This window comes from Streptosporangium sp. NPDC001559 (assembly GCF_042893955.1).
GTDB lineage: Bacteria > Actinomycetota > Actinomycetes > Streptosporangiales > Streptosporangiaceae > Streptosporangium.
On the sequence record NZ_JBIAVG010000001.1, the window covers coordinates 251,512 to 274,356 of the forward strand.

At 70.1% G+C, this 22,845-nt stretch carries 20 protein-coding genes; 8 read left to right on the forward strand and 12 right to left on the reverse strand.

The window, feature by feature from the left end:
- Positions 1-110: 110 nt before the first annotated feature.
- From ACFYY8_RS01165 to ACFYY8_RS01190, 6 genes are all read right to left on the reverse strand, one after another.
- Positions 111-920: a neutral zinc metallopeptidase gene (locus ACFYY8_RS01165; protein WP_390035895.1), complete on the reverse strand. Its 810-nt coding sequence runs from the start codon at positions 918-920 to the stop codon at positions 111-113.
- A gap of 76 nt (positions 921-996) precedes the next feature.
- The gene (locus ACFYY8_RS01170) at positions 997-1,662 is read right to left on the reverse strand and encodes a DALR anticodon-binding domain-containing protein (protein WP_390035897.1); all 666 of its coding nucleotides are present in this window, start codon (positions 1,660-1,662) and stop codon (positions 997-999) included.
- A gap of 27 nt (positions 1,663-1,689) precedes the next feature.
- Positions 1,690-2,844, reverse strand: coding sequence for a Cmx/CmrA family chloramphenicol efflux MFS transporter (locus ACFYY8_RS01175; RefSeq protein ID WP_390035899.1), 1,155 nt, complete (start codon positions 2,842-2,844; stop codon positions 1,690-1,692).
- Positions 2,845-3,101: 257 nt separating this feature from the next.
- Positions 3,102-3,437 (reverse strand): helix-turn-helix domain-containing protein, encoded by a 336-nt coding sequence (locus tag ACFYY8_RS01180; protein ID WP_390035901.1) that lies wholly within the window; start codon positions 3,435-3,437, stop codon positions 3,102-3,104.
- Positions 3,434-3,796 (reverse strand): type II toxin-antitoxin system RelE/ParE family toxin, encoded by a 363-nt coding sequence (locus tag ACFYY8_RS01185; protein WP_390035903.1) that lies wholly within the window; start codon positions 3,794-3,796, stop codon positions 3,434-3,436. Before ACFYY8_RS01185 ends, ACFYY8_RS01180 begins: the two co-directional genes overlap by 4 nt.
- A 102-nt stretch (positions 3,797-3,898) precedes the next feature.
- Positions 3,899-5,866, reverse strand: coding sequence for a glycosyltransferase (locus ACFYY8_RS01190; protein WP_390035905.1), 1,968 nt, complete (start codon positions 5,864-5,866; stop codon positions 3,899-3,901).
- A gap of 70 nt (positions 5,867-5,936) precedes the next feature.
- Here ACFYY8_RS01190 and ACFYY8_RS01195 point away from each other — a divergent pair, with 70 nt between their 5' ends.
- Both ACFYY8_RS01195 and treS read left to right on the forward strand, forming a co-directional pair.
- On the forward strand, positions 5,937-7,595 hold the full coding sequence (locus ACFYY8_RS01195) for an asparagine synthetase B family protein (protein ID WP_390035907.1): 1,659 nt from the start codon (positions 5,937-5,939) through the stop codon (positions 7,593-7,595).
- Positions 7,596-8,153: 558 nt separating this feature from the next.
- Positions 8,154-9,839, forward strand: a complete 1,686-nt coding sequence (gene treS / locus ACFYY8_RS01200) for a maltose alpha-D-glucosyltransferase (protein ID WP_390035909.1) — start codon at positions 8,154-8,156, stop codon at positions 9,837-9,839.
- 76 nt (positions 9,840-9,915) lie between these two features.
- Here the strand turns inward: treS and ACFYY8_RS01205 are convergent, their stop codons facing one another.
- The 3 genes from ACFYY8_RS01205 to ACFYY8_RS01215 are packed head-to-tail and all read right to left on the reverse strand — an operon-like array spanning position 9,916 to position 13,486.
- Positions 9,916-12,195, reverse strand: coding sequence for an FtsX-like permease family protein (locus ACFYY8_RS01205; protein WP_390035911.1), 2,280 nt, complete (start codon positions 12,193-12,195; stop codon positions 9,916-9,918).
- Positions 12,196-12,236: 41 nt separating this feature from the next.
- Positions 12,237-13,001 (reverse strand): ABC transporter ATP-binding protein, encoded by a 765-nt coding sequence (locus tag ACFYY8_RS01210; protein ID WP_390035913.1) that lies wholly within the window; start codon positions 12,999-13,001, stop codon positions 12,237-12,239.
- Positions 12,980-13,486 carry a PadR family transcriptional regulator gene (locus ACFYY8_RS01215; protein ID WP_352009694.1) on the reverse strand — a complete coding sequence of 169 codons (507 nt, stop codon included), beginning with the start codon at positions 13,484-13,486 and terminating at the stop codon, positions 12,980-12,982. Before ACFYY8_RS01215 ends, ACFYY8_RS01210 begins: the two co-directional genes overlap by 22 nt.
- 131 nt (positions 13,487-13,617) lie before the next feature.
- On the opposite strand from ACFYY8_RS01215, the gene ACFYY8_RS01220 reads away from it, so the two are divergent.
- The 6 genes from ACFYY8_RS01220 (at position 13,618) to ACFYY8_RS01245 (ending at position 19,997) form a co-directional block, all read left to right on the forward strand.
- Positions 13,618-14,874: an ABC transporter substrate-binding protein gene (locus ACFYY8_RS01220; protein WP_390035916.1), complete on the forward strand. Its 1,257-nt coding sequence runs from the start codon at positions 13,618-13,620 to the stop codon at positions 14,872-14,874.
- Between the two features lie 229 nt (positions 14,875-15,103).
- Positions 15,104-16,438, forward strand: a complete 1,335-nt coding sequence (locus ACFYY8_RS01225) for an ABC transporter substrate-binding protein (RefSeq protein WP_390035918.1) — start codon at positions 15,104-15,106, stop codon at positions 16,436-16,438.
- Positions 16,439-16,449: 11 nt separating this feature from the next.
- Positions 16,450-17,985 carry a carbohydrate ABC transporter permease gene (locus ACFYY8_RS01230; RefSeq protein WP_390035920.1) on the forward strand — a complete coding sequence of 512 codons (1,536 nt, stop codon included), beginning with the start codon at positions 16,450-16,452 and terminating at the stop codon, positions 17,983-17,985.
- Complete coding sequence (locus ACFYY8_RS01235; RefSeq protein ID WP_352009698.1) at positions 17,982-18,857, forward strand: carbohydrate ABC transporter permease; 876 nt, start codon at positions 17,982-17,984, stop codon at positions 18,855-18,857. Before ACFYY8_RS01230 ends, ACFYY8_RS01235 begins: the two co-directional genes overlap by 4 nt.
- An 81-nt stretch (positions 18,858-18,938) precedes the next feature.
- Complete coding sequence (locus tag ACFYY8_RS01240) at positions 18,939-19,616, forward strand: uracil-DNA glycosylase (RefSeq protein WP_352009699.1); 678 nt, start codon at positions 18,939-18,941, stop codon at positions 19,614-19,616.
- Positions 19,617-19,652: 36 nt separating this feature from the next.
- Complete coding sequence (locus tag ACFYY8_RS01245; RefSeq protein ID WP_390035923.1) at positions 19,653-19,997, forward strand: hypothetical protein; 345 nt, start codon at positions 19,653-19,655, stop codon at positions 19,995-19,997.
- Positions 19,998-19,999: 2 nt separating this feature from the next.
- Here the strand turns inward: ACFYY8_RS01245 and ACFYY8_RS01250 are convergent, their stop codons facing one another.
- The 3 genes from ACFYY8_RS01250 to ACFYY8_RS01260 form a co-directional block, all read right to left on the reverse strand.
- Positions 20,000-20,401 carry a VOC family protein gene (locus ACFYY8_RS01250; RefSeq protein ID WP_390035925.1) on the reverse strand — a complete coding sequence of 134 codons (402 nt, stop codon included), beginning with the start codon at positions 20,399-20,401 and terminating at the stop codon, positions 20,000-20,002.
- A 130-nt stretch (positions 20,402-20,531) separates the two neighbouring features.
- The gene (locus ACFYY8_RS01255) at positions 20,532-21,473 is read right to left on the reverse strand and encodes a hypothetical protein (protein WP_390035927.1); all 942 of its coding nucleotides are present in this window, start codon (positions 21,471-21,473) and stop codon (positions 20,532-20,534) included.
- Positions 21,474-21,561: 88 nt separating this feature from the next.
- Positions 21,562-22,833, reverse strand: a complete 1,272-nt coding sequence (locus tag ACFYY8_RS01260; RefSeq protein ID WP_390035929.1) for a cryptochrome/photolyase family protein — start codon at positions 22,831-22,833, stop codon at positions 21,562-21,564.
- Between the last annotated feature and the right edge of the window lie 12 nt (positions 22,834-22,845).

The window sequence follows — 22,845 nt, forward strand, 5'->3', positions numbered from 1 at the left end:
CATGGGACGCGTGCCCACGTATCGAGACGTGATCATCCTAAAAACCGCGTATTTTTCACGGTTTCTAGGGGTATAGGAGGATATTTTTGTGCTCGTGGACGGTTCCGCCGTCAGGACACCTGTCTGGCGGGGGCGACCCAGGTGTCACAGGAGGCCGCCGTTCCCTTGCGCTCCCCTCGCTTCATCCATGCGACGGAGTGGGCCCATGAGCCGTGCGTGCGCAGAATCGCCGCCAGTTCCTCGGCCCTCCCTGGCTCCGCCTCCAGTCCGATGTAGGACGTGTACGTCTTCCGCGCGGATTCCAGCTCCTCCGGCAGCACGGTGCGCAGCGTCACCGCGGCCAGGCAGCCGGCCTGCAGTTCGAGGCGGCGAAGAATGTCGTCGTCGATAGGCCGCGTCATCCACCTGTCGGTGATCGCGCCGGTGAACTGCGCGTGGTGGGCGTACTCGTGCGCGAACACGAACCAGGGCGTCGGCTCCCCGTCCGTGATCATCACGTTGACCACGTTCTTCCCGTAGCAGTAGAGCCCGCCCCACTCGAAGGCGAGCGACGCGCAGGCCGCCTCCTCCGGGGTGCGGATCAGGCGTATCTCGGGTTTGACGTAGTCGACCCCGACCTTCGCCAATGTGTCCGTCCACATGCGGTCAAGGCAGAGCGCCAGTGCCCGCAACGCCGGTTCGGGCTCGGCACCGGTTCTCAGGGACTCCGGCAGGTCGCACCGGGCGTCCACGGGGCCGAGTCCCCGGTAGGACTTGTGGGAGACCCTCAGCCACGCGGGCCGGGTCGGCGTCGCCGTGGGTGTCGCCGTGGGTTTCGTGACCACGGCCGCCGCCCGTGCGGTCTCGTCTGGTCTTTCCAGGTTGGTAATGATGTAGACGGCACCGGCGACGATCACCAGGACGATGAGGACCACCGGCACCCACCCGACGATGCCCCGACGCCGTGATCCGGTTCCCACCCGTCCCCCTTATGGTCTTCCTGAACTACCGGATTTATCACAATCTGTCGGGAACTGTCTCGCCGACTGCGGCCAACGCCTCGGTCAGCACCTCTCGTACGACCTGCGCCAGCCGTACCCGGGCCGCGTGCAGCGCCGTGGGCTCCTCGTCCCCGACGGGCAGCGCCGGGGCGTGCTCGAAGGCGTCGTGGTAGGCCAGGGCGAGCTGCTCGGCGTAGGCGGCCCAGCCGGGATCACGGCTGCCGCGCCTGCCGTACAGCTCGGCGAGCAGCCTGAGCACCGCCCTGTCCTGCCGCCCGTCCAGCAGCTCGGGCAGGAACGGACCCCCGACCCCCAGCTCACCCGCCCAACGCTGTACGGCCGCCGCCCTGACGCAGGCGTATCTGACCGTGAACCCCGGGTTCCGCCACGTCCTGGGGAAGTCGGGCCACGGCGACCCCGTTCCCGGGGAGGGAGCCACCGCCCCGGCGGCCCCGATCTCGGTCAGCAGTTCCCCGGGGACCGTGACCACGATCTCCAGGAAGCCGCCGGGCCGTACCCGGACCTCGGCGACCCCCGGCAGGGCCCGCACCCGCGCCGCCAGCGCCTCGGGCTCCTCCCGCCCCCGAAGCGCCGCCGCGGAGACGTACAGCGCCTCCTTCTCCCACGTCCCCCGGGGTACGGGCGGCGCCCCGAGCACCTCACCGAGCTGACCAACCGTCACGCCCGGCAGCCTAAGGCCCCGAACGGCTCAGGGCTGGACGACAGCCCGGCGGAACGGCAGGGCCAGCAGGAGCGCGGTCGCGACCAGGGCGCCGCTGGCCCAGACGGGGCCCGTTCCCACGGAGCCGGTGGTCAGAGTGGCCGCGGCGAGGGCAGGACCGGCGACGGCTCCGAGGTTGAGGGCGGCGGTGGCGTAGGACCCCGCCATGGTGGGCGCCCCGGGGGCCTCGTGGATCACCCGCGCGATCAACGTGCTCCCGAGGCCGAAGGAGAGCGCCCCCTGGACGAAGGCCAGGACCAGCAGGGCGGTCGGGTCGGCGGCGGTGAGCCCGAGGACGACCCAGCCGACGAGCAGCGACGACCCGGCGGCCGCGACGACCAGGCCGGGCCGCCGGTCGGACAGCCGCCCGGCGACGGTGACGCCGACGAAGGAACCCAGGCCGAACAGCACCAGCACGACGGAGACCCAAAGCGGGCCGAGCCCGGCGACACCGGTGACGATCGGGGCCAGGAAGGTGAAGGTGCCGAAGGTCGCGGCGTTGACCAGCGCGCCCAGCGACAGGACCAGCACCAGCCTGGGGCGTCGTAGTTCGGCGAGCTCTCGGCGCAGGTCGGGAACCGGCCCGTCAGGCCGCGCCGTACCCGAGGGGACGCCGAAGGCCACACCGAGCGCCGAGGGTACGCACAGCGCCGCAACCACCCAGAAGGTGGCACGCCAGCCGAGCAGCGTCCCCAGCAGAGCTCCTCCCGGGACCCCGGCAACGGTCGCGATCGTGATGCCGCCCAACAGGACGGCCAGGGCCCGGCCCCTCCGGTCGGCGGGCACCATCCCGGTGGCCGTGGTGAGCGCGATCGCCAGGAAGCCCGCGTCGGCGAGCGCCGCGAGGAACCGGGTGACGAACAGGACCGCGAAATCACCGGTGAGGGCACCGGCGACGTGCGTGACCAGGAACAGGCCGAGGAGGCACAGCAGGCCGGCCCGCCGTGGCCACCGGCGCGCGAGTCCCGCCATGAGCGGGGCGCCCACCACCATCCCGGCGGCGAAGGCCGGGGTGAGCAGTCCCGCCGTCGCGACCGGGACGCCGAGGTCGGCGGCGATGTCCGGCAGCAGACCGGCGAGCATGAATTCGGACGTGCCCATGGCGAAGATCGCCATGGAGAGCAGGTAGACGGGCAGAGGCATCGAGGAACCCCGGGGTGATGAGAGATCGGATGGGACGTCTCGTCACCGCGGTCAGCGGCCCGGCCGCTCCTGTCACCACCGCCGCACGGCGGGACAGGGTCTTGAGTGGTTCAGGGGGCTGACGGGTGACCGAAAGCCCCCGTCCTGGATGCCTCAGGGCTCGACATGAAAGGCACGATACCCGAGCACACCGGTTCCATCCCCGCGAAAACCCATCGGGCGCTCAACGACGTGTCGCCGCCGAAGCCCTGTCGTCGTCAACCTGTACGGCGACCACGGGGCATGTCGAGCACCATGGACGAGTCGCCGAAGTCTGCAACGATCTTGAGCTGGCCGCCGAGTGCCATCACGTAGGCGGCCAGCGTGGCCACCTCGCTGATCACACCGCTCTCGATCTGTGAGACGCGAGCCTGGGACACTCCCATCGCCCGGGCGACGTCCTCCTGCCGCAGTCCGAACTTATGTCTCGCCTCAGCCAGCTGGTAGGCGCGTTGGCGGACCACAAGTTCGTCGCGGAACCGGGCGACCTCCTGCTCATCCTCAGGGCGGACGAGCTCGGCACGCAGTTCCTCCCACGTTGTCCGATCACTCACCGTTTCTCCTCCTCAAGGTATCGAGCGAAGCGGTCCTCCGCCGCCTTGATCGCCGTGTCGTACCAGCTGTTCCAGTCGCCGGCCTTGTCTCCGGCCACGAGAAAAACGGCCTGGCGCCAGGGGTCGAAGACGAACAGGATCCGCACCTCACTCCGCCCCCTGGAGCCGGGCCTCAGCTCTTTGAGGTTGCGAAGGGCCGATCCTTGGAGCGTGTCCACCAGGGGACGCCCCAACCCGGGCCCCTCTTCGGCGACCCTGTCCAAAGCGGCGGCGATCAGCAACAACGTCCGCCTGTCCGTCTTCCGCAACTCATGAAGCCAGTCCCGCACCTCAGAGACGATGACTATCTGCCAATGCACCCCAGCATAATAGATTTCTTATGTCGCCCCAAGTGCGTGTTTGGCAACTCAGAGTATTCGAATGGCCACGATCCCCTCTCGGACGACGCCAGGCCGTACGGTTCAGGCCAGGGCGTGGGGTTCCGGGGGGCCGTAGTCGACGAGCTGGGCGGAGCCGAGGAGCCAGCGATCACGGTCGCGCATGCGGACGTAGCCGAAGCGGTCGGCGGAGAAGACCTTCACCCCGTCCGTACGGCACTGCCGCATCAGCACCTCGTCCCACCCCTCCGAGACGTCGGCGAACCCGATCCCGCGCAGTACGGCCCGGCGGGCCAGCAGGGTGGCTCCCGCGACCTCGGGCAGGTAGGAGTACTCGGCGGACGGCTGGCGCAGCACCGTCGCGGCGACGTCACGCAGGTGGGCGTAGTAGGCGGCCTTGCCGACGATGTCGGCGGTGGTGAACAGGAAGGCGCGGGCCAGGTCGGTCAGGTAGTGCTCGCCGTACACGTCCTGGGCGTCCATGACCGCGACCAGGTCGCCCTGGCACAGGTCGAGGGCCCGGTTCAGCATGGTGCCCGTGGTCAGCTCGGGGTCGCCGGGACGGACCACGACCTCGACCCCGGTTGGCATGGCGTCGCGGGCCCGCTTCAGGGCGTCCTCGGCGTCGGAGAGCAGGACGAGCTGGATGACGCCCTTCTGCGGCACGACCTGGGCGAGGGTGTGGTCGAGGTCGCCCCTGTCGATCATGATCACCGAGATGTTCAGGGTGGCGCGGGCACTGGGCAGGCCGACGACACCGAGCAGGTCGTCCACCTTCTGGCTCATCGTGCCCGAGGCGTAGGCCTGGCGCAGTGCCGCGTGCGCCCTGCGGGCCTCGGCGCCGGTGTCGGGTGTGGCGCCGAGCGGGAGGGGCTCGGCGGGCTGCGCGGGCGCCGCCAAGGGCGAGGCGGCGATCGGCGTGCCGCAGGCGGCCAGCTCGGCCATCCGCCACGGGTCGGTGCCCGGCGGGCAGTCGACGGCCTTCGGCCAACGGTAGGAGGTGAGCACGTCGGGATAGGACAGGTGCGCCGGGAGCAGCTCCTCCAGGGTCAGCACCCGGTCGAAGCGGTCTCCGGCCAGCGGCAGCGGGTTGTGCACGCGGGGCTGCACGGCGAAGGGCAGCAGGCCGAGCGAGGGGGTGCGACGGCCCGGTTCCGGCTCACAGGAGGCCAGGGCCGCCCCCCATTCGCCCACGCTTCTGGGCAGTGCGGTGACGATGTGCTCGAACAGCGAGGCCGCGGCGGAGAAGGCGGCCACCTCGCCCCCGGTGTGCCAGAAGACGGTGCGGATGCCCCGCTCGGCGCACCAGGCCAGCAGCGCGCGCAGCCCCTCACCGGCCCCGGCGAGCTCCTCGGCCCAGGGGCCGGTGGTGACCGACTCGACCAGCAGCAGGTGCGGCACCTCGGCGGCCAGCACCCTGGCGAAGTCGCGCGGGGTGAAGCCGGTGCTCTGGCGCCACTCGTAGCGCAGCAGCGCCTCCGCGTGCGGCTCGGCCACGACGGCGACGGTCAGGTGCGGGCGGGTGTTCGGGCCCGTCGGCACGCGGAAGGGCTTGAGCTTGACCGAGGCGCCGCCGACCGTCCTGGTCGAGGTGGTCGCCTGGAAGGAGGCGCCGGGGACCGGCTTGCCGGTGGCCCGCTGCGGGATCGGCTGCCGTTTGGGCGCCGCGGGGCGCTTGGCGGGCTTGGCTGCTCCGCGCAGCCCGCGGGCCAGCCGTACCGGGTTGCTCTTGCCGGTCCTGATCGCATCGCCGAGCCTGGACCAGCGGGCCACCTGCACCGAGGACAGCTTCCACTTGGCCACCTCGGCCTGGTAGCGCTGCTCGGCCAGGTCCTTGCGGAGCTTCTCCTCTGCCGCCTGGACCTTCTGAAGCCGTTCCTCGGCCTCGTCCAGCCGCTCCTGGAGACCTCGTACCTCGGCCGTCGCGTCCTGTGCCTCGGCCAGCCTGGCCTCCGCCGCGGCGAGCAGCCTGGCCAGCTCAGCGGCCCGCTCTCCTTGGGCCATGGCCTCCCGCAACGCCAGCCGGGTGCTTTCCAATTGCTCGTCCGCCACGCCGTCCTCCGTTTTCTGAGCCGGGCAAAGGATACCCTTTGCTCAATCGCGACACAGAGGAGTCAGCACGGTGCAGTGGCCGACGTTCAATGTGAGGCCGTACGTCTGCGGCGGCATCGGTCACCTCGACGAGGCCGCCCTTGAGACGCTGCGGAGCGCGGGACCGCGGGTCAGGCCCGCTCTGCGGACGCCGGAGGCCGCGCTGTTCAGCTCCGCGCCGCTGCCGCCGTACCGGCGGGACGAGCGGACGTGGGCCTTCGCCTGGGGCGAGCGCAGGCCGGTCGGGGCGGGGTCGTGGATCTCCGTGGCCGAGGAGTTCGAGACGCCCGGGCTGATGGACGACGGCGAGCGGATCGTCCTGCACGCGGGCGGGCTCGGGCTGGTCGACGTCTACTACGTCATGCGCGGGGACACGGTCTACTTCTCCTCGCTGCTCGAACCGCTGCTGTCGCTGGCGCGCACGCCGTACGAGGTGAACTGGGACGCCTGGGCCTCGATCATCAAGCTGACCTTCCCGCTGCGGGACGACACTCCCTACGCCGAGGTCAAGCGGCTGGCGGGGGCCGGCGCGCTGGTCTTCGAGAGGGCCACAGGGCGGGTCTCGACCCGCAGGGAGCTCCCCAGGTGGCTGCGGGAGGAGCCGCTGGACGCCGGGCACACGGCCGGGGAGATCCTGGAGATCCTGCACGACGTCTACAAGGAGTTCGACGGGCGGCCCCTGCTGGTGCCGGTCAGCGGCGGCTACGACTCGCGGCTGCTGTGCTCGGTGGCGGTGACCAGGGGCGCCGACGTCGAGTCGTGGACGACCAGCCCGGACGACGGCACCGACACCGACATCCCCTTCGCCCAGGCGATCACCCGTGAGCTGGGCGTGCCGCACCGGGTGATCGAGCAGGACCCGGCCGCCTACCCCGGGGACGCGCTGGCGGTCGCGCGGCGCCTTGAGTTCCTCACCCCGCACCACGCCTGGTACTCCCCCTTCGCCAGGGAGGTGCACCGGGCGGGGCGCACCCTGGTCGACGGGCTCGCCGGAGGCCCGCTGCTGAAGAACTTCATGGTCAGCGGGGCCGCCCTGGAGGCCTCCTCGCAGGCCGAGCGCAAGGCCGCGCTGCTCGGTTCGCTGGCGCTCGGCACCCCGTCGGTGCCGTTCCTGGCCGAGGAGGCCGCGGACTGGATCGCCTCCTCGGTCGGGGCCGCGTTCACCCAGGCGACCTCGATGCTGAACGGCCACCGGGCGGAGCTGCCGCTGTCCGTCCTGCACACCAGGACGGCGCGGGGCATCGCCCGTTCCCCGGTCAACCTGGTCGGCCCCGAGGTCTCCTTCGTGGCTCCGTTCATGCACCCGGCCTTCTTCGACGCCGCGCTCTCGGTCGGCGTGGCCCGCAAGGCCCGGGGCGCCTTCTACCGGGAGCTGCTGCACGCGGCCAACCCCCGGGTCGCCGCCCTGCCCTCGACCAACGTGGTCAAGCAGCCGCTGCGCCGGGTGCCGCTGCGTTCGGCCGCCGCCCCCGCCAGGGAGTACGGCCACCGCATGCTGAGCCGGGTCGCGGAGCTGGTGCCCACACTGCTTTCGGAGCAGCTGCACGCCGTGGTCGCCGAGGGACCGGACGCCCTGGCTCGGTTCAACGGGTGGAACGACCGGTTCTGGGTGCGGAGCCTGGTGCTGTTCGGAGCGTGGCTGGGCGACTACGAGAACCGGCTGACCGAACTCACGCCACCCTGGTCTTGATCCCCTTTATGTAGATTTTACGGCCCCTTGTGTTTTTAAGGTAAAAATTCATGCCTTTTGATGGCATATCCAGGCGAGGGGATCGTCCGACCTTTACATGACTCTCGGTGAGCGTCCGAATCCACCACCGGAGCGGGGCGCGGGAGGGGTCGGAAGCCGGTTTTCTTCCTCGAAAACCCGGTGTGCAAGGGCATGTGGCACCTCCGGCGGAACCGTACAGGGCGCGAGTCGTCCACCGAGGTCAGGCCCTGATCATCGCGTTCTTCACACCGGGGAACACTGGGTGAGCGGACGATTACGCGCCGGCGACGCTAAGTTGACGGGATTCCGCGTCCCCCCGGGGAGAGGTACCTCTTTGGGAGGGCTTCGCAGCACTCACACGGCTGGTAGTCTTCGGCCCAGAAAGCGCCACAACGGATGGCACCGAACCACGAATTCGGTCCGCCGGGGCATGGAGCACGTGGGGATGACGGCTCCTCCCAGCGCAGTCATCAAACATCATGAGCCGGACACTCCGGTGACTTCGTCCTGCCCTTTCTCACTGTGAGCGAGAACACGATGAATGCATCCCCCTGCCCGGATTCCGTGCCCGAGGATTTCGTCTCGGCCGATCCGCAGTGGTACAAGCGAGCGGTCTTCTACGAGGTGCTCGTCCGTGGGTTCAAGGACTCCAACGGCGACGGCACCGGGGACCTGCGTGGTTTGATCGAGAAACTGGACTACCTCCAGTGGCTCGGCGTGGACTGTTTGTGGCTGCTGCCTCTCTACGAGTCGCCGTTGCGCGACGGGGGCTATGACATCTCCGACTACATGAAGATCCTTCCGGACTTCGGGGACCTCGGAGACTTCATCCAGCTCATCGAGGAGGCGCACCGGCGCGGGCTGCGCATCATCACCGACCTGGTGATGAACCACACCAGTGACAAGCACCCCTGGTTCCAGGCCTCACGCCACGACCCGGAGGGCCCCTACGGGGACTTCTACGTCTGGGCCGACGAGCCGACCGGCTACCCCGACGCCCCGATCATCTTCATCGGCGCCGAGGAGTCCAACTGGACCTACGACCCGGTCCGCAAGCAGTACTACTGGCACCGGTTCTTCCACCACCAGCCCGACCTGAACTACGACAACCCCGCGGTTCAGGAGGCCATGCTGGAGGTGCTGCGCTTCTGGCTCGACCTGGGCATCGACGGCTTCCGGCTGGACGCGGTGCCGTACCTGTTCGAGCGTGAGGGCACCGCCTGTTCCGGGCTGCCGGAAACCCACGCCTACCTGAAGAAGGTCCGCGCCGAGGTCGACCGGCTCTTCCCCGACCGGGTGCTGCTGGCCGAGGCCAACGGCTGGCCGGAGGACGTCGTCGAGTACTTCGGCGACCCCTCTGTCGGCGGCGACGAGTGCCACATGGCCTTCCACTTCCCGCTCATGCCGCGCATCTTCATGGCCGTACGGCGCGGCAGCCGCGAGCCGATCTCCGAGATCATGTCCAGGACCCCGAAGCTCCCCGACACCGCGCAGTGGGGCATCTTCCTGCGCAACCACGACGAGCTCACCCTGGAGACGGTCACCGAGGAGGAGCGCGACTACATGCACGCCGAGTACGCCAAGGACCCGCGGATGCGGGCCTACCTCGGCATCCGGCGCCGCCTGGCCCCGCTCCTGGAGAACCACAGGGACCAGATCGAGCTGTTCACCGCGCTGCTGCTGTCGCTGCCCGGCTCCCCCGTCATGTACTACGGCGACGAGATCGGCATGGGCGACAACATCTGGCTTGAGGACCGTGACGCGGTCCGCACCCCGATGCAGTGGAGCCCCGACCGCAACGCGGGCTTCTCGACCGCCGACCCGGGACGGCTCTACCTGCCCGCCGTCATGGACCCGATCTACGGCTACCAGGCGGTCAACGTCGAGGCGCAGCAGAACAACCCCGCCTCCCTGCTGCACTTCACCAAGCGGATGCTGGAGATCCGCCGCAACCACCCGGTCTTCGGCACCGGCGTCTACAACGAGCTGTGGTCGAGCAACCCCGCGGTGCTGTCCTACATTCGCGAGGACGGCGACGACGTCATGTTGTGCGTCAACAACCTGTCGAAGTACCCCCAGCCCGTCGAGCTTGATCTGCGTCGTTTCGAGGGCATGACGCCGGTCGAGGCCAGGGGCGGCGTGCCGTTCCCTGTCGTCGGGGAGCTCCCCTACCTGCTGACCCTGCCGGGCCACGGGTTCTACTGGTTCTCCCTGCAGGGGTGACCCCGCCCCTGTGAGGCGCTGTGAGGCGCGTCCCGTGCCCGCCGTCCGGTGATCCCGGGCGGCGGGCGTCGGCATTTCAGCGGGCCGTGACGGGCACCCGGGCGCGGGCCGCTTTTCTCGCGGGGATCAGCGCGACGAGCAGCGCCGCCCCGATCGCGGCCAGCACCGCCAGGACCAGGGTGAACGCGGAGGGCGTACGGCCGATACCCGCCCCGACGCCGCTGCTGTGCCCCTGAAGGTCGATCAGGCCGCCGACGACCGAGACCCCGGCGGCGGTTCCCGCGACGACGCCCAGCACGACGAGCAGGCCGGTCCCGGTGACCAGGGTCGCGGCGACCTGCCTCGGGGTCAGGCCCATCGCCTTGAGGACCGCCAGGTCGAGCGCGTGGTCGCGCAGTCCCAGGGCGCTGGCGGTCAGCAGATTGGCCAGGCCGAGCAGCGCGAGCACGGCGATCAGCGCCACGATCACCCCGCGGATGACCGAGAGCCGCTCGGCGGGGTTGACCACCCGTCGTGCCTCCAGCGCCTCACCCGAGGCCGCCAGCAGCCGTGCCCTGACCGTCGCCGGGTCGGCCCCTTTCCTCAGCACCAGGCTGTGGAGCTGCGGCGGCACGGCGTCCTTGGCCGCCAGGCTGTCCAGCCCCAGGGAGAGCACCTCGCCGTCCTGCTCGGGTTCGATCACCCGGCCGACGATGTGCACGATCAGCGGTGTGCCGCCGACGGTCATCCTGACGCGGTCGCCGATGCGCACCCCCATCAGGTCGAGCAGCCCCTGCCCGGCCACGGCCTCTCCCCTGGCGGCGAACATCCGCCCCTCGACCACGGAGAAGGGGTACGGATCCGCCGAGGTGCCGACGGCGCGCACGAGCACGCTCCTGGTCTGCTCGGGTTCGAGGGCGGAGACCTCGCTGCCCGGATAGACGGCCGCGACGTCCGGGTCGGCCCTGGCCAGCCTGGCGACGTCCTCGGCCGGCAGCCGGTCCGAGCGGACGGTGAGGGCCGCGGCCTGGCCGACCCGTTCCGGGTGGCTCAGGAAGTCGTCCAGGGTGGCCCAGCAGCCGAGCCCGACCACGATCATCATCATCGGGACCGCGAGGCCGAAGATGCTCAGGAACGCGGGTGCCCGCCTGCTGAAGGCGTCCCGGGTGCCGAGCACCAGGGCGGGCGGCAGCCGTACGAGGAGGGCGAGCCTGGCCATGCGCGACAGGCGGCCCCGCAGCGGCGCGGCCGGGGCGGCGGGGATGGGCGCGGTACGGCCGCCGCGCCAGGCGGGCAGAGCCACCGCGACGAGGACGACCACGGCGGTGCCCGCGGTGATGGCCAGCAGGGGCATCGGGGAGAGCGGCAGGATCGGCACGCCCCGCAGCGCGAAGGAGGAGGCGAGCTGCCCGCAGACAAGTCCGGCGGCGATGCCGATCATGCCGAGGGCGCCGTGCTCGGCCATGAGCAGGCCGAAGATCTGGCCCCTGGTGTAGCCGAGGGACTTGAGGGTGGCCAGGTCGCGGATCTGGCCGAGCACCCGGCCGCCGGCGGCGTTCGCGATGGCCAGGGCGGCGGCGACCATGCCGACGCCGCCGAACAGCGCCAGCAGCAGGCCGAGCAGCCGGTTGTCCAGCTCCATCGAGGCGCGCACCTCACGCCAGGTGGACATGCGCTGGATCTGCCCGCCCAGCAGGGTGACCGCGCCGTGCACGACCGGCAGGGTGTCCTCGCCGTCGGCGAGCCTGAGCCCGGTGACCATCTCGCTGCGGCCGGGCGCGGGCTCGATCTTGACGAGGGTCGTGCCGAGGGTCCAGGCGAGGCCGGGCGTCGTCTCCGGGTAGAAGCCCTGGTCGGCCGTGTCCGCCAGGCCGACCACGTTCAGCGGGTGCAGCGCCCCGTTGAGGGCCGTCACGGTGAACGAGGAGCCGACCCGCAGGCCGAGAGCCTCGGCGAAGGACCGTTCGACGACCACCCCGTCGTCGTCCCCCTGGCGCAGCCATCGTCCCGCGCGGACCAGCGGCACGGCCACGTCCGGCGGCCTGGCCTCCATCCCGCGCAGCGTGACCGGCGTCCGCCTGCCGTTCATGGTGAGCATCACCGGCGCCGCCCGGTACGGCCCGGCGACCCTGGCCACCCCCTGGAGGCGTGCCAGCTCCGCCACCTGGGGGGCGTCCCTGGTGTGGATCCACACGTGGGCGCCCTTGGACTCGGTGAACAGGCCCCGCCAGGGGTTGGTCCCGTCCTCAAGGAGGGTCGCCGCGGTGATCAGGGCGGTGACGATCCCGGCGACGGCGAGCACGGTCAGCAGCGCCTGCCCCCGTCGTGCCCTCAGATCGGCCCTGACCCATCTGGCCGAGGCCCGCAGGGTGCTCACGTGGCCGCTCCGCTCGGGGGTGTGTTCGGGAACAACGCGGGCTATCCCCGCAGCTCGACGACGTCGCCCGCCGTACCCCTCGGGCGGCGGCGGGCGGTTCCCAGGGCTCCGTCGTCGACGATCTCGCCGTCGAGCAGGGTGATCACCCGATCGGCCAGGCTGGCGACCCGGGCGTCGTGGGTGACCAGGACGATGCTCTGCCCGTCGCGGTGGACCTGGCCGAGCAGGCGCAGGACGTCGCGGGTGTTGCGGCTGTCGAGGTTGCCGGTCGGCTCGTCGGCCAGCAGCAGGCTCGGCTTGTTGGCCAGCGCGCGGGCCAGCGCGACCCGCTGCTGCTCACCGCCGGCGAGCTGGGCGGGTGAGGCGTCGGCGCGGTCGGTCAGTCCGAGCTCGCCGAGCAGGTGTTCCCTGCGCTCCCTGGCGTCGCGGGCCGAGGCCCCGGCCAGGAGCGCGGGCAGCTCGACGTTGTCGGCCACGGTCATGTTGGCGACCAGGTTGAAGAACTGGAAGACGAAGCCGATCTTCCGGCGTCTGAGCAACGCCCACGCGCTCTCGCTCATGGTGTCCGCCCGCTTGCCGTCCAGCCAGATCTCCCCGCTGGTGCGAGGGTCGAGGCCGCCGAGCATGTGCACCAGGGTCGACTTGCCCGAGCCGGAGGGACCGGTGATCGCGACGAACTGTCCCGGCTCGACCACCAGGTCGACCCCGCGCACCGCGGGCACCGGCACGGCGCCGTTCTGGTAGATCTTGACCAGATTGACCGTACGGACGACCGGGGGGTGGCTCACGAAAGGTCCTCCTGACATCGTTCGAGCCAGTCGAGGTCGGCCTGCAGGTGCAGCATGGCCCCCTCGATCAGCAGGAGTGCGACGTAGTCCTCCCGGTCTGTCCGGTCGGCGAGTTCGTTGAGGTCGCGCATGAGCCCGAGATAGTGGCGTCGCTGACGGTTGATCAACGCCATCCGGTCGGCGATGCCGGTCATGGGGGCCAGGACGAGCTTCATGAAGAACTCGTCGCGGACCCTGGGGCCCTCGGTCGGCTCCTCGACCCACGCGTCCAGGGCGTCCCGGCCCGCGGCGGTCAGATAGTACACCTTCTTGTTCGGCCGGTTCGACTGCTCGACGTCCACGGCGCGGATCAGGCCGTCCTTCTCAAGGCGGCCGAGCGTGACGTAGATCTGCCCGATGTTCGGCGACGGGTAAGCCCGGCCGAAGATCTGCTCAAGCGCCTGTTTCAGCTCGTATCCGTGGGCAGGTTCCTTCGCGAGGAGCGCCAGCAGCGACTGTCTCACCCCCCACCTCCTCGACATGCTCGTTACCTGAGCGTTACGGGACTATCCGTTGACGTCCACATTAACGCTGTGCATAACATGCATGCATCTACCTAACATGTATGTAGCCGCCAGGAAACAGGGAGGCAATCGTGCGCCACCTCCTTCTCGTCACTCTCGTCGTCGTTCTGGTGACGGGGTGTTCGGGAGCGGTCGCGCAGGACGCCGACCGTTCCGGTGGCAGCGGCCCGTTCACCTTCGTGACGGGCCGTGACACCACCGGTTATCTGCGACCGCTGATCGACCGGTGGAACCAGACGCACCCGGCGGAGCAGGCGACGCTCCTGGAGCTTCCCGAGGCCGCCGACGAGCAACGCGCGCAGATGGTCGCCAACCTGCAGGCCAAGAGCGACCGCTACGACGTGCTCGGTCTGGACGTGGTCTGGACGGCGGAGTTCGCCGACGCCGGGTGGATCGTGCCGCTCGAACGCGGCATGTTCCCGCTGGACAGGTTCCTGCCGTCCGTCACGGACACCGCCGTTTACCGGGGCAAGCTCTGGGCCGTGCCGTACACCAGCAACGCCGGGCTGCTCTACTACCGCAAGGACCTGCTGGCCAAGGAGGGCTTCACTCCGCCCACGACCTGGGCGGAGCTGCGCAGGCAGGCCCGCGCGCTGCACGACAGGTACGGCATCGGCGGCTACGCCGGGCAGTTCCTCGCCTACGAGGGGCTGACCGTCAACTTCGCCGAGGCCGTGCAGTCGGCGGGTGGGCAGATCCTCAACCGCGACGGCACCCAGGTCACGATGGACACCGCCAAGGCCACGACCGGGCTCGACTTCCTGGTCGACGGCCTTCGTGAGGGCTGGATCCCCCGCGAGTCCCTCTCCTACAAGGAGGAGGAGTCACGGCTGGCCTTCCAGGAGGGCCGCCTGGCCTTCTCCCGCAACTGGCCCCACGCCTACGGCCCGGCGACGACCTCGCCGATCGGCCGCAGGTTCGGGGTGACCCGGCTGCCCGGCCTCAACGGGCCCGGCTCCAGCTCGCTTGGCGGGATCAACCTCGCCATCAGCGCCTACTCCAAGCGGCAGAAGTCCGCCCTGGAGTTCATCCGCTACTTCACCGGACTTGAGAACGAACGCCGGGTGCTCGCCGACGGGTCCTTCCCCCCCGTCTGGGCCGAGCTCTACGACGACCCCGCTCTGATCAAGCGCTTCCCCTACCTGCCGGTGCTCAAGGACAGCCTGCTGTCCGCGCGGCCCAGGCCGACGAGCGCCAACTACAACCAGCTGAGCCTGGTGATCGCCAGTGCGGTCTCCAACGCGCTCACCCCGCCCTTCGACGAGGACAGCGGCGACGTCGTCACCTCGATGAAGGGTCAGCTCGACGAGATCATCCGGGCTCGATGACGGGGGTCACCCCTCCGTTCCGCGAGTCGTCATCCCTTTCCTTCCCCCTTGTTTCTGTCTCTTTCCGTCTCTCTCCGTTCTCGGCGGACGCTCGTGGGCATCCCCACCGCGCGGCGTCCGCCGTACCTCACGCCTCACCTCACCACCCCAGGACCGGGGACAGGCGGTCCCCCCGCACCGATCGCCTGTCCCCCCATCTCCGTTCCGTCAGCACAGGAGGTTCGCCAGAATGCGTAAGACCATCGCCACGGTGACGTTGACGGGCCTGGCGCTCGCGCTCGCCGCGTGCGGCAGCCAGGACAACGCGTCCTCGACGCCCGCCCCGGGCGACAGCGCCCCGGCCTCCTCGGCCGCAGCGGGAGCCAAGACCCTGGACGGCGTGACCATCGAGGTCGCCGCCAAGTGGACGGGCCAGGAGCAGGAGAACTTCCAGCAGGTGCTCAAGGCGTTCGAGGCCAAGACCGGCGCCAAGGTCACCTACGCCTCGACCGGTGAGGACACCGGCGCCTACCTCGGCCCGCGCATCCAGGGCGGCAGCCCGCCGGACATCGCGATCCTGCCCCAGCCCGGCCTCGTCCAGCAGTACGCCAAGGAGAAGGCCCTCAAGCCGCTCACCGCCGAGGTCCAGAAGCAGATCGACGACAACTACACCCCGTACTGGAAGGAACTCGGCTCCGCCGACGGCCAGGTCTACGGCGTGCTGGTCAAGGCCGCGCACAAGTCGCTCGTCTGGTACCGCGACCAGGCGTTCCAGGACGCGGGCGCCCAGCCCCCCGCCACCTGGGACGACCTCGTCAAGACGGCCCAGACCGTCGCCGACTCCGGCACCGCCCCGTTCGCCCTCTGCGGCGCCTCCGGCTGGACGCTGACCGACCTGTTCGAGAACGTCTACCTCTCGACCGCCGGGCCGGACAACTACACCAAGCTCTCCAAGCACGAGATCCCGTGGACCGACGCCACCGTGACCACCGCGCTTGAGAAGATCGCGCAGATCGTCGGCAAGAAGGAGTTCCTGCTCGGCGGGCCCTCCGGCGCCCTGCAGACCGACTTCCCGACCTGCGCGACCCAGGTGTACGGCCAGGACAAGGCGGCGATGGTCATCGAGGCCGACTTCGTGGCCACCTCCGCCGAGCAGTCGGGCGCCAAGCTGGGCGAGGAGGCCAAGTACTTCCCCTTCCCCAAGGCCGGTGACACCGAGCCGGTCGTGCTCGGCGGCGACATCGCCGTGGCGCTGAAGGACTCCAAGGGGGGCATGGCCCTGCTTGAGTTCCTCGCCTCGAAGGAGGGCGGCGAGATCTGGGCCAAGCTGCCGGGCTACCTGTCACCCAACCGCAACGTCTCGCCGGACAACTACCCCGCCGAGCTGACCAAGAAGCTCGCCCAGACGATCATCTCCGCCGGTGAGGCGGTCCGTTACGACATGTCCGACCTCGCGCCGAGCGCGTTCGGCGGCACCGAGGGCAAGGGCGAGTGGAAGCTCCTGCAGGACTTCGTCCGCGACCCCTCCGACATCAAGGGGACCCAGACCAAGCTTGAGGACGAGGCCAAGAAGGCCTGGAAGTAGGGGGACCGGCCGTGACCAACCGGTTGGACGGCCCGCAGGGCCCGCGGGAGGGCGAGGGCGCCTCCCCCGGGCCCGGGCCCGGCCCCGCGACCCCGCAGGGCCAAGCGGACGATCCCCCGCCGTCCGCCACCGCGCCGGAGACGGCCGGGGCGGCAGCGGGGGCCACGACGGCGGGAGCCGCGGCCCGGGGGTCTGCGGCTCCCGCTCCTCCCCCGAACTCCCCGAATCCCTCGAATCCCACGAATCCCCCGGCCCGCCGGGGAAGGCTCGGCCCCTCCCCGACGCTGGCGCTGGTGTTCCTGCTTCCCGCCGCGGTCGTCCTCGGCGCGCTGGTGATCTATCCGATCGTCTACTCGATCTTCCGCAGCCTCTTCGACGCCACCGGGGACACCTTCGTCGGCGCCGGGAACTACGCCACGATCTTCAGTGACTCCTCGACGCTGACCACGATCAGGAACAACCTGATCTGGGTCGTGTTCGCCCCCGCCATGGTCACCGCGATCGGCCTGATCTTCGCGGTGCTGACCGAGCGGATCCGCTGGGCCACCGCGTTCAAGCTGGTCGTCTTCATGCCGATGGCCGTCTCCCTGATGGCCTCCGGCGTCATCTTCAGGCTCGTCTACGAGCAGGACCCCGACCGGGGCGTGGCCAACGCCGTGATCACCTCGGTCCAGGGAGTCTTCGGCCCCTCCCACGGCTATCCCGACGCCAGGCCGAGGGAGAACGACGCGGCGCCGGTCGTCCCGCGCGACGGCGCGGTCGTGACCAGGCAGACCGTCAAGCCGGGTCAGGCCGTACAGATGCCGCTGGTGGGCGTCAAGCCCGCGACGCTCGCCTCCGCCTCGGCGGCCAAGGCGGCGCGGCCGGTGCCCGGCGAGCTGACCGGCACCGTGTGGGTCGACTTCACCCAGGGCGGCGGCGGCACGCTCAACCAGGTCGACGGCACGGAGAAGGCGCTGGCCGGGGTGACGGTCGAGGCGGTGCGCGGCGACGCGGTCGCGGCGACGGCGACCACCGAGGCCGACGGGACCTTCCGATTCGCCGGCCTGCCCCAGGGCGACTATCTCCTGCGGCTGCCGCCGTCGAACTTCCAGGAGCCCTTCAACGGCATCTCCTGGCTCGGGCCGACCCTGATCACGCCGGCCATCATCGGGGCGTTCATCTGGGTGTGGGCCGGGTTCGCCATGGTGCTGATCGCGGCCGGGCTCGCGTCCATCCCGCGTGACGCGCTTGAGGCGGCCCGCATCGACGGGGCGACCGAGTGGCAGGTGTTCCGCAAGATCACCGTTCCGCTGCTCTCCCCCGTGCTGCTGGTCGTGTTCGTCACCATGATCATCAATACGCTCAAGGTCTTCGACCTGGTCTTCGTGATCGCCCCGGGCTCCGTGCAGCCGCAGGCGAACGTGATCGCGCTTGAGATGTGGCGGGTCTCGTTCGGCGGCGGAGGCAACCAGGGACTGGGCAGCGCGCTGGCCATCTTCCTGCTGATCCTGGTCCTGCCGTTCATGATCATCAACATCCGCCGGTTCAGAAGGGACAACCAGTGACGACCCCCGCGCTGGGCGCGCCGAGTCGCGGCCCCCTCGGCAGGGCCGTCGACCGGATCGGCGGCGGCCTGCTCCAGGCCCTGATGGTGGTGATCGGCCTGTTCTGGCTGGTTCCCACACTCGGCCTGTTCGTGGTCTCGATCAGGAACGAGACCGCCAACAACTCGACCGGCTGGTGGACGGCCCTGACCAGGCCGGCCGAGCTGACCCTCAGGAACTACTCGGACCTGCTGGCGACCGGCTTCACCTCCTCGTTCTGGAACACCGTCCTCATCACCGTCCCGACGACCGTCCTGGTGATCGGCATCGCCGCCATGGCGGCCTACGCCTTCGCCTGGATGGAGTTCCGGGGCAGGGACACCCTGTTCCTGGTGGTGGTCGGTCTGCTGGTCGTGCCGGTCCAGATCGCGCTGATCCCGATCGCGAAGCTGTACGGCACGCTCGGCATCTTCGGCTCCATCGCCGGGGTCGTGCTCTTCCACACGGCCTTCGGCCTGCCGTTCGCGATCTTCCTGCTGCGCAACTTCTTCGCGGGCATCCCGCGCTCGCTGCTCGAAGCGGCGCGGATGGACGGCGCGGGCGAGTGGAAGATCTTCTCGACCGTGGTGTTCCCGCTGGCCAAACCCGCGGTGGCCTCGCTGGGAATCTTCCAGTTCCTCTGGGTGTGGAACGACCTGCTCGTCGCCCTGGTCTTCGCCGACACCGGCAACCAGCCGATGACCAAGGCCCTTCAATCTCAGATGCGGCAGTTCGGCACCAATATCGACATCCTTGCCCCCGGCGCCTTTTTGTCGCTGATAATCCCGTTAATCCTGTTCTTCGCATTCCAACGGTATTTCGTGCAGGGCATGATGGCGGGCTCCGTGAAATAACGACAGGGGCAGGTCAGGTACGGCTCGCGTGATTCGTCACGCGAGCCGTACCTGGTCTCAAAACTCGATAGGGTTTTCGGCATGGCCGCACGTCCTTTGAACGAAGTCGTGGAAGCCGGGTGGGCGCAGGCCCTGGAACCCGTCGCTGACAAGATCGCCGAGCTGGGTGACTTCCTCCGCCAGGAGGTCGCGGAAGGCAGGCAGTACCTCCCCGCGGGAGCCAACGTGCTCCGTGCCTTCCAGCAGCCCTTCGACCAGGTGAAGGTGCTGATCGTCGGGCAGGACCCCTACCCGACCCCGGGACACCCCATCGGCCTGAGCTTCTCGGTCGCCGCCGACGTGCGCCCGATCCCCGGCAGCCTCCGCAACATCTACAAGGAGCTGACCGAGGACCTCGGCCTGCCGATGCCGAGCAACGGTGACCTGACCCCCTGGACCGACCAGGGCGTCCTGCTGCTCAACAGGGTCCTCACCGTCATGCCCGGCAAGCCCGCCTCGCACCGCGGCAAGGGCTGGGAGGAGGTCACCGAACAGGCCATCAAGGCCCTCGTCGCCCGCGATCAGCCCCTGGTCTCGATCCTGTGGGGCCGCGACGCCCGCTCCCTGCGCCCGATGCTCGGCTCGACCCCGGCCATCGAGTCGGCCCACCCGAGCCCGCTGTCGGCTCGCAGCGGCTTCTTCGGCTCCCGCCCCTTCAGCCGCGCCAACGACCTGCTGCAGCAGCAGGGCGCGGCACCGGTCGAATGGAAGCTGCCGTAGTCTGATCGTCCCTTGTCGGGGCACTAGGATTCCACCATGAGTGATGAATCGGGCACCGAACGCTATCTGCGTCTGACGATCGAGCTGACCGTTGAGGTGCAGGACCTCGCCGGGCTCCAGGAAGCCGCGCTGAAGGAGATCAACCACCCCGACGCCGACCTGGACGACGACGAGCGCAGGGAACAGGCGGAGATGGTCTCCGCCGACGAGACGGGGGCCACGGCCCTGCAGTGGCTCATCGAGCCGGACCACGTTCTGGGCCTGATCGAGCACGTGGAGCAGGTCGAGCCCCGCGAGGCCGTGCTGGGGGTCGAACCCTCAGACGGCCCCTCGGACGAAGAAGACGACCACGACCACCACGGCCACGGCCACGACCACTGAGATCAGTCGTCGACCTCGAAGCCGTCCCCGAAGGCCCAGAGCTGGCCCTCCAGATCGAAGGCCATGTAGATCCTGGTGCCCTCGGGGGTGGTCTCGGGCTCGACCACGATCTCGGCGCCCCGCGCCACGGCCTGCTCGTAATGGGCCTCAAGATCCTCGACGACGACGAACACGCCCTGGCTGACCGCGGGCAGGTCGAGGGCACTGCGCAGGTAGGGCTCGCCGGGCCGTACCGAGGCGAGCACGATCACCGCGTCCCCCAGAGTGAGCCGGGCGTATCCCACGCCCCCGTGAGAGCCGGGCACCGTGACCGACGGCCGGAAGCCGAAGACCTTGCCCAGCCATTCGATGGCGCCCGGGGCGTCCTGGTAACGAAGGAACGGAACCACACTGGGGTTCGACATGCTGCCCTCCACCGAGACGATGCGATGTCTTAAGCCCAGAGCTTGTCACCGTTGGCCGGTCGCGTCAGCATGTCCGCCACACCTTCCGCCCCGGCCTCCGATTCTCAGGGCCCCGCGCCCATGAGGGTTCTCAGCCCGCGAGGAGCTCCTCCCTGCGGGCGATGAGCAGGTCGCGCTGACGCGCCAGCTCGGCGTGGTTGGTGGTCAGGGTCGCGACCGTCTCCTGCACCCATTGGGCGATCTCGGCGACCGCCTCGCCGGTACGGGAGATCTTCTGGTGCTTGATCGCGTCCACGATGATGTTGTCGAAGAACATGTCGGCGAACCAGCGGGTGTCCACCTCGGGCATCTGGGGGTTGACGTGCACCCCGACGTCGGCCAGCTCCCTGGAGAAGACGTCCAGCGCCCGCTGCGCGTGCCAGGCCGCCTCATCGGCGTTGCGCAGGTGGCCGTTCTCCACCATGTCGGCGAAGCCTCCGCCGCCACTCAGCATGTCCCAGCGGGAGGCGCCCCGGGCGCTGCCGAGACTGTGCAGGACCTGACCCACGGCCTGGATCGCGCCGCCCCCCGCCTGGCGCGCCTCCTCGTGCTCGCGCAGCCCGGCGTCGGTGTCGGCGAGCCGCCGGGAGATGTCGGTGAGCTCCCTGCCCTTCGGGTCGCCCGACTCGACCAGCATGCGCTCCTTGCGTTCGAGCAGCGCCGCGTACTCCTCGCGCGCCGTGCCCACCTCGGCGAGACCGCTCTCCACGGCCGCCATGTCCGTCTCCAGCCACCCCAGGCGGCCGCGCTGCCCGTCAAGGCGCTGCCGTACGGCCTGCGCCTCGGCCCGCTCCTTGGCGAGCCGCTCCTCCTTCGAACCGGCGAGCCCCGCCAGGAACGCCGTGAAGCCGCCCGCCTCCAGCCGGGAGACGTCCTCCTCCTCCTCGGCGAGCCGTTCCTCAAGTTCCGCGAGCAGCCGCCCGACCTCGTCGAGTTGCAGGGCCAGTCCCTGACGCTGGGCCGTCAGCCGCTCAAGACGCCGTACCCGCTCGCGGGCCGCGCGCAGGTCGTCGTCGATGCCGTCGAAGATCATCACATCAGTGCGACGTACGGCACGGACGAATTGTTCCGCTCCCGACATATCAACACTTGCGGTCAGGGCCGAAACACGGCCCGCGACCTCACTCCACGGCCACCAGGGGTGGCGGGTAGCCCTTGACCCCGCCGGGCAGACACCAGGGCCGGTGAACCGCCCCGTCCGGTACGGCCCGCAACTCGGGCACGTGACGGCGGACGTACTCCCCCGTCGGGTCGAACCGTCTCGCCTGCCTGAGCGGGTTGACGACCCGGTTGGGCCTGGTGTCGTTGCCCGTCCCCGCGACCCACTGCCAGTTGCCGTAGTTGTCGGGTACGTCCCCGTCGAGCAGCAGCGAGAAGAAGTGCTCCGCGCCCACTCTCCAGTCCACACCCAGCCTCCTGACCAGGAACGACGCGGTGACCATCCGGGCGCGGCCGTGCATCCAGCCTTCGGCGAGCAGCTGCCGCATGCCCGCGTCCACGATCGGCACGCCGGTCCTGCCCTCCCGCCAGGCCCTCGCCGCCTCCTCGTCGTGGCGCCGGCGGTGCCCGCGCGGCCGGTAGTCGTCCCGCGTGATGCCCGGGAAGGCCCGCGTGACCTGGTGGAAGAAGTCGCGCCAGCAGAGCTGCCTGACGAGGTCGTCACCGGGCCGCCGCGATTCGAGCTCAAGGGGCGACAGGCAGCCGAAACGCAGGTAGGGGCTGAGCCGTGAGGTACGGTCGCCCGCGAGGTCGTCGCGCCTGTCGGTGTAGTTCTCCGCGTCGTACCTGAGCCAGGTGTTCATCCGCTCCCTGGCGGCCCGCTCCCCACCGGGGAAAGGCCCTCCTGAGCCGGATTCGGGCAGGGTCCCGGCATCGAGTCCCTCGGGGAGAACGACCTCGCGCGGGGCGTCCAGCAGCCGCCTGCGGCCGTGCTCCGCCCAGACCCGCCAGTAGGGCGTGAACACCCGGTAGTGGTCACCGCCGCCGGAGGGCCGCAGGGCGCCGGGAGACACGATCGTGACACCGGGGAAGGTCAGGAAGGCCGTCCGCGCGCGCTCGCACTCCTCGGCGAGCCTCCGCTGCCTGCGCGAGGCCAGGGCGCTGACGTCCTCGCTGACGTGTACGGCCCCGGCACCGACCTGACGCGCCAGACGCATCGTCTCGGTGACGGTGTCGCCCCGCCGGACCACCAGGTCACCCCCTCGTTCGCGCAGGGATCGGCGCAGGTCGGCCAGGCTCTCGGCGAGGAAGGCCGCTCTGCCGCCCTGCCGTACGGCGGGGTCGAGCACGAACAGCGGCACCACCCGGCTCGCTGCGGCGCACGCCTCCGCCAGCGCCGGATGGTCACGTACCCGCAGGTCACGGGTGAAGAGGACGATGACGGTCTCGATCACATGGGGACCTTC

What these genes read in the sequence shown, in the direction of transcription:
- treS (WP_390035909.1), top strand. Translation starts at nt 8,154, where the DNA reads ATGAATGCATCCCCCTGCCCGGATTCCGTGCCCGAGGATTTCGTCTCG.
- ACFYY8_RS01245 (WP_390035923.1), top strand. Translation starts at nt 19,653, where the DNA reads ATGAGTGATGAATCGGGCACCGAACGCTATCTGCGTCTGACGATCGAG.
- ACFYY8_RS01175 (WP_390035899.1), bottom strand. Translation starts at nt 2,844, where the DNA reads ATGCCTCTGCCCGTCTACCTGCTCTCCATGGCGATCTTCGCCATGGGC.
- ACFYY8_RS01250 (WP_390035925.1), bottom strand. Translation starts at nt 20,401, where the DNA reads ATGTCGAACCCCAGTGTGGTTCCGTTCCTTCGTTACCAGGACGCCCCG.
- ACFYY8_RS01240 (WP_352009699.1), top strand. Translation starts at nt 18,939, where the DNA reads ATGGCCGCACGTCCTTTGAACGAAGTCGTGGAAGCCGGGTGGGCGCAG.
- ACFYY8_RS01225 (WP_390035918.1), top strand. Translation starts at nt 15,104, where the DNA reads ATGCGTAAGACCATCGCCACGGTGACGTTGACGGGCCTGGCGCTCGCG.
- ACFYY8_RS01255 (WP_390035927.1), bottom strand. Translation starts at nt 21,473, where the DNA reads ATGATCTTCGACGGCATCGACGACGACCTGCGCGCGGCCCGCGAGCGG.
- ACFYY8_RS01210 (WP_390035913.1), bottom strand. Translation starts at nt 13,001, where the DNA reads ATGTCAGGAGGACCTTTCGTGAGCCACCCCCCGGTCGTCCGTACGGTC.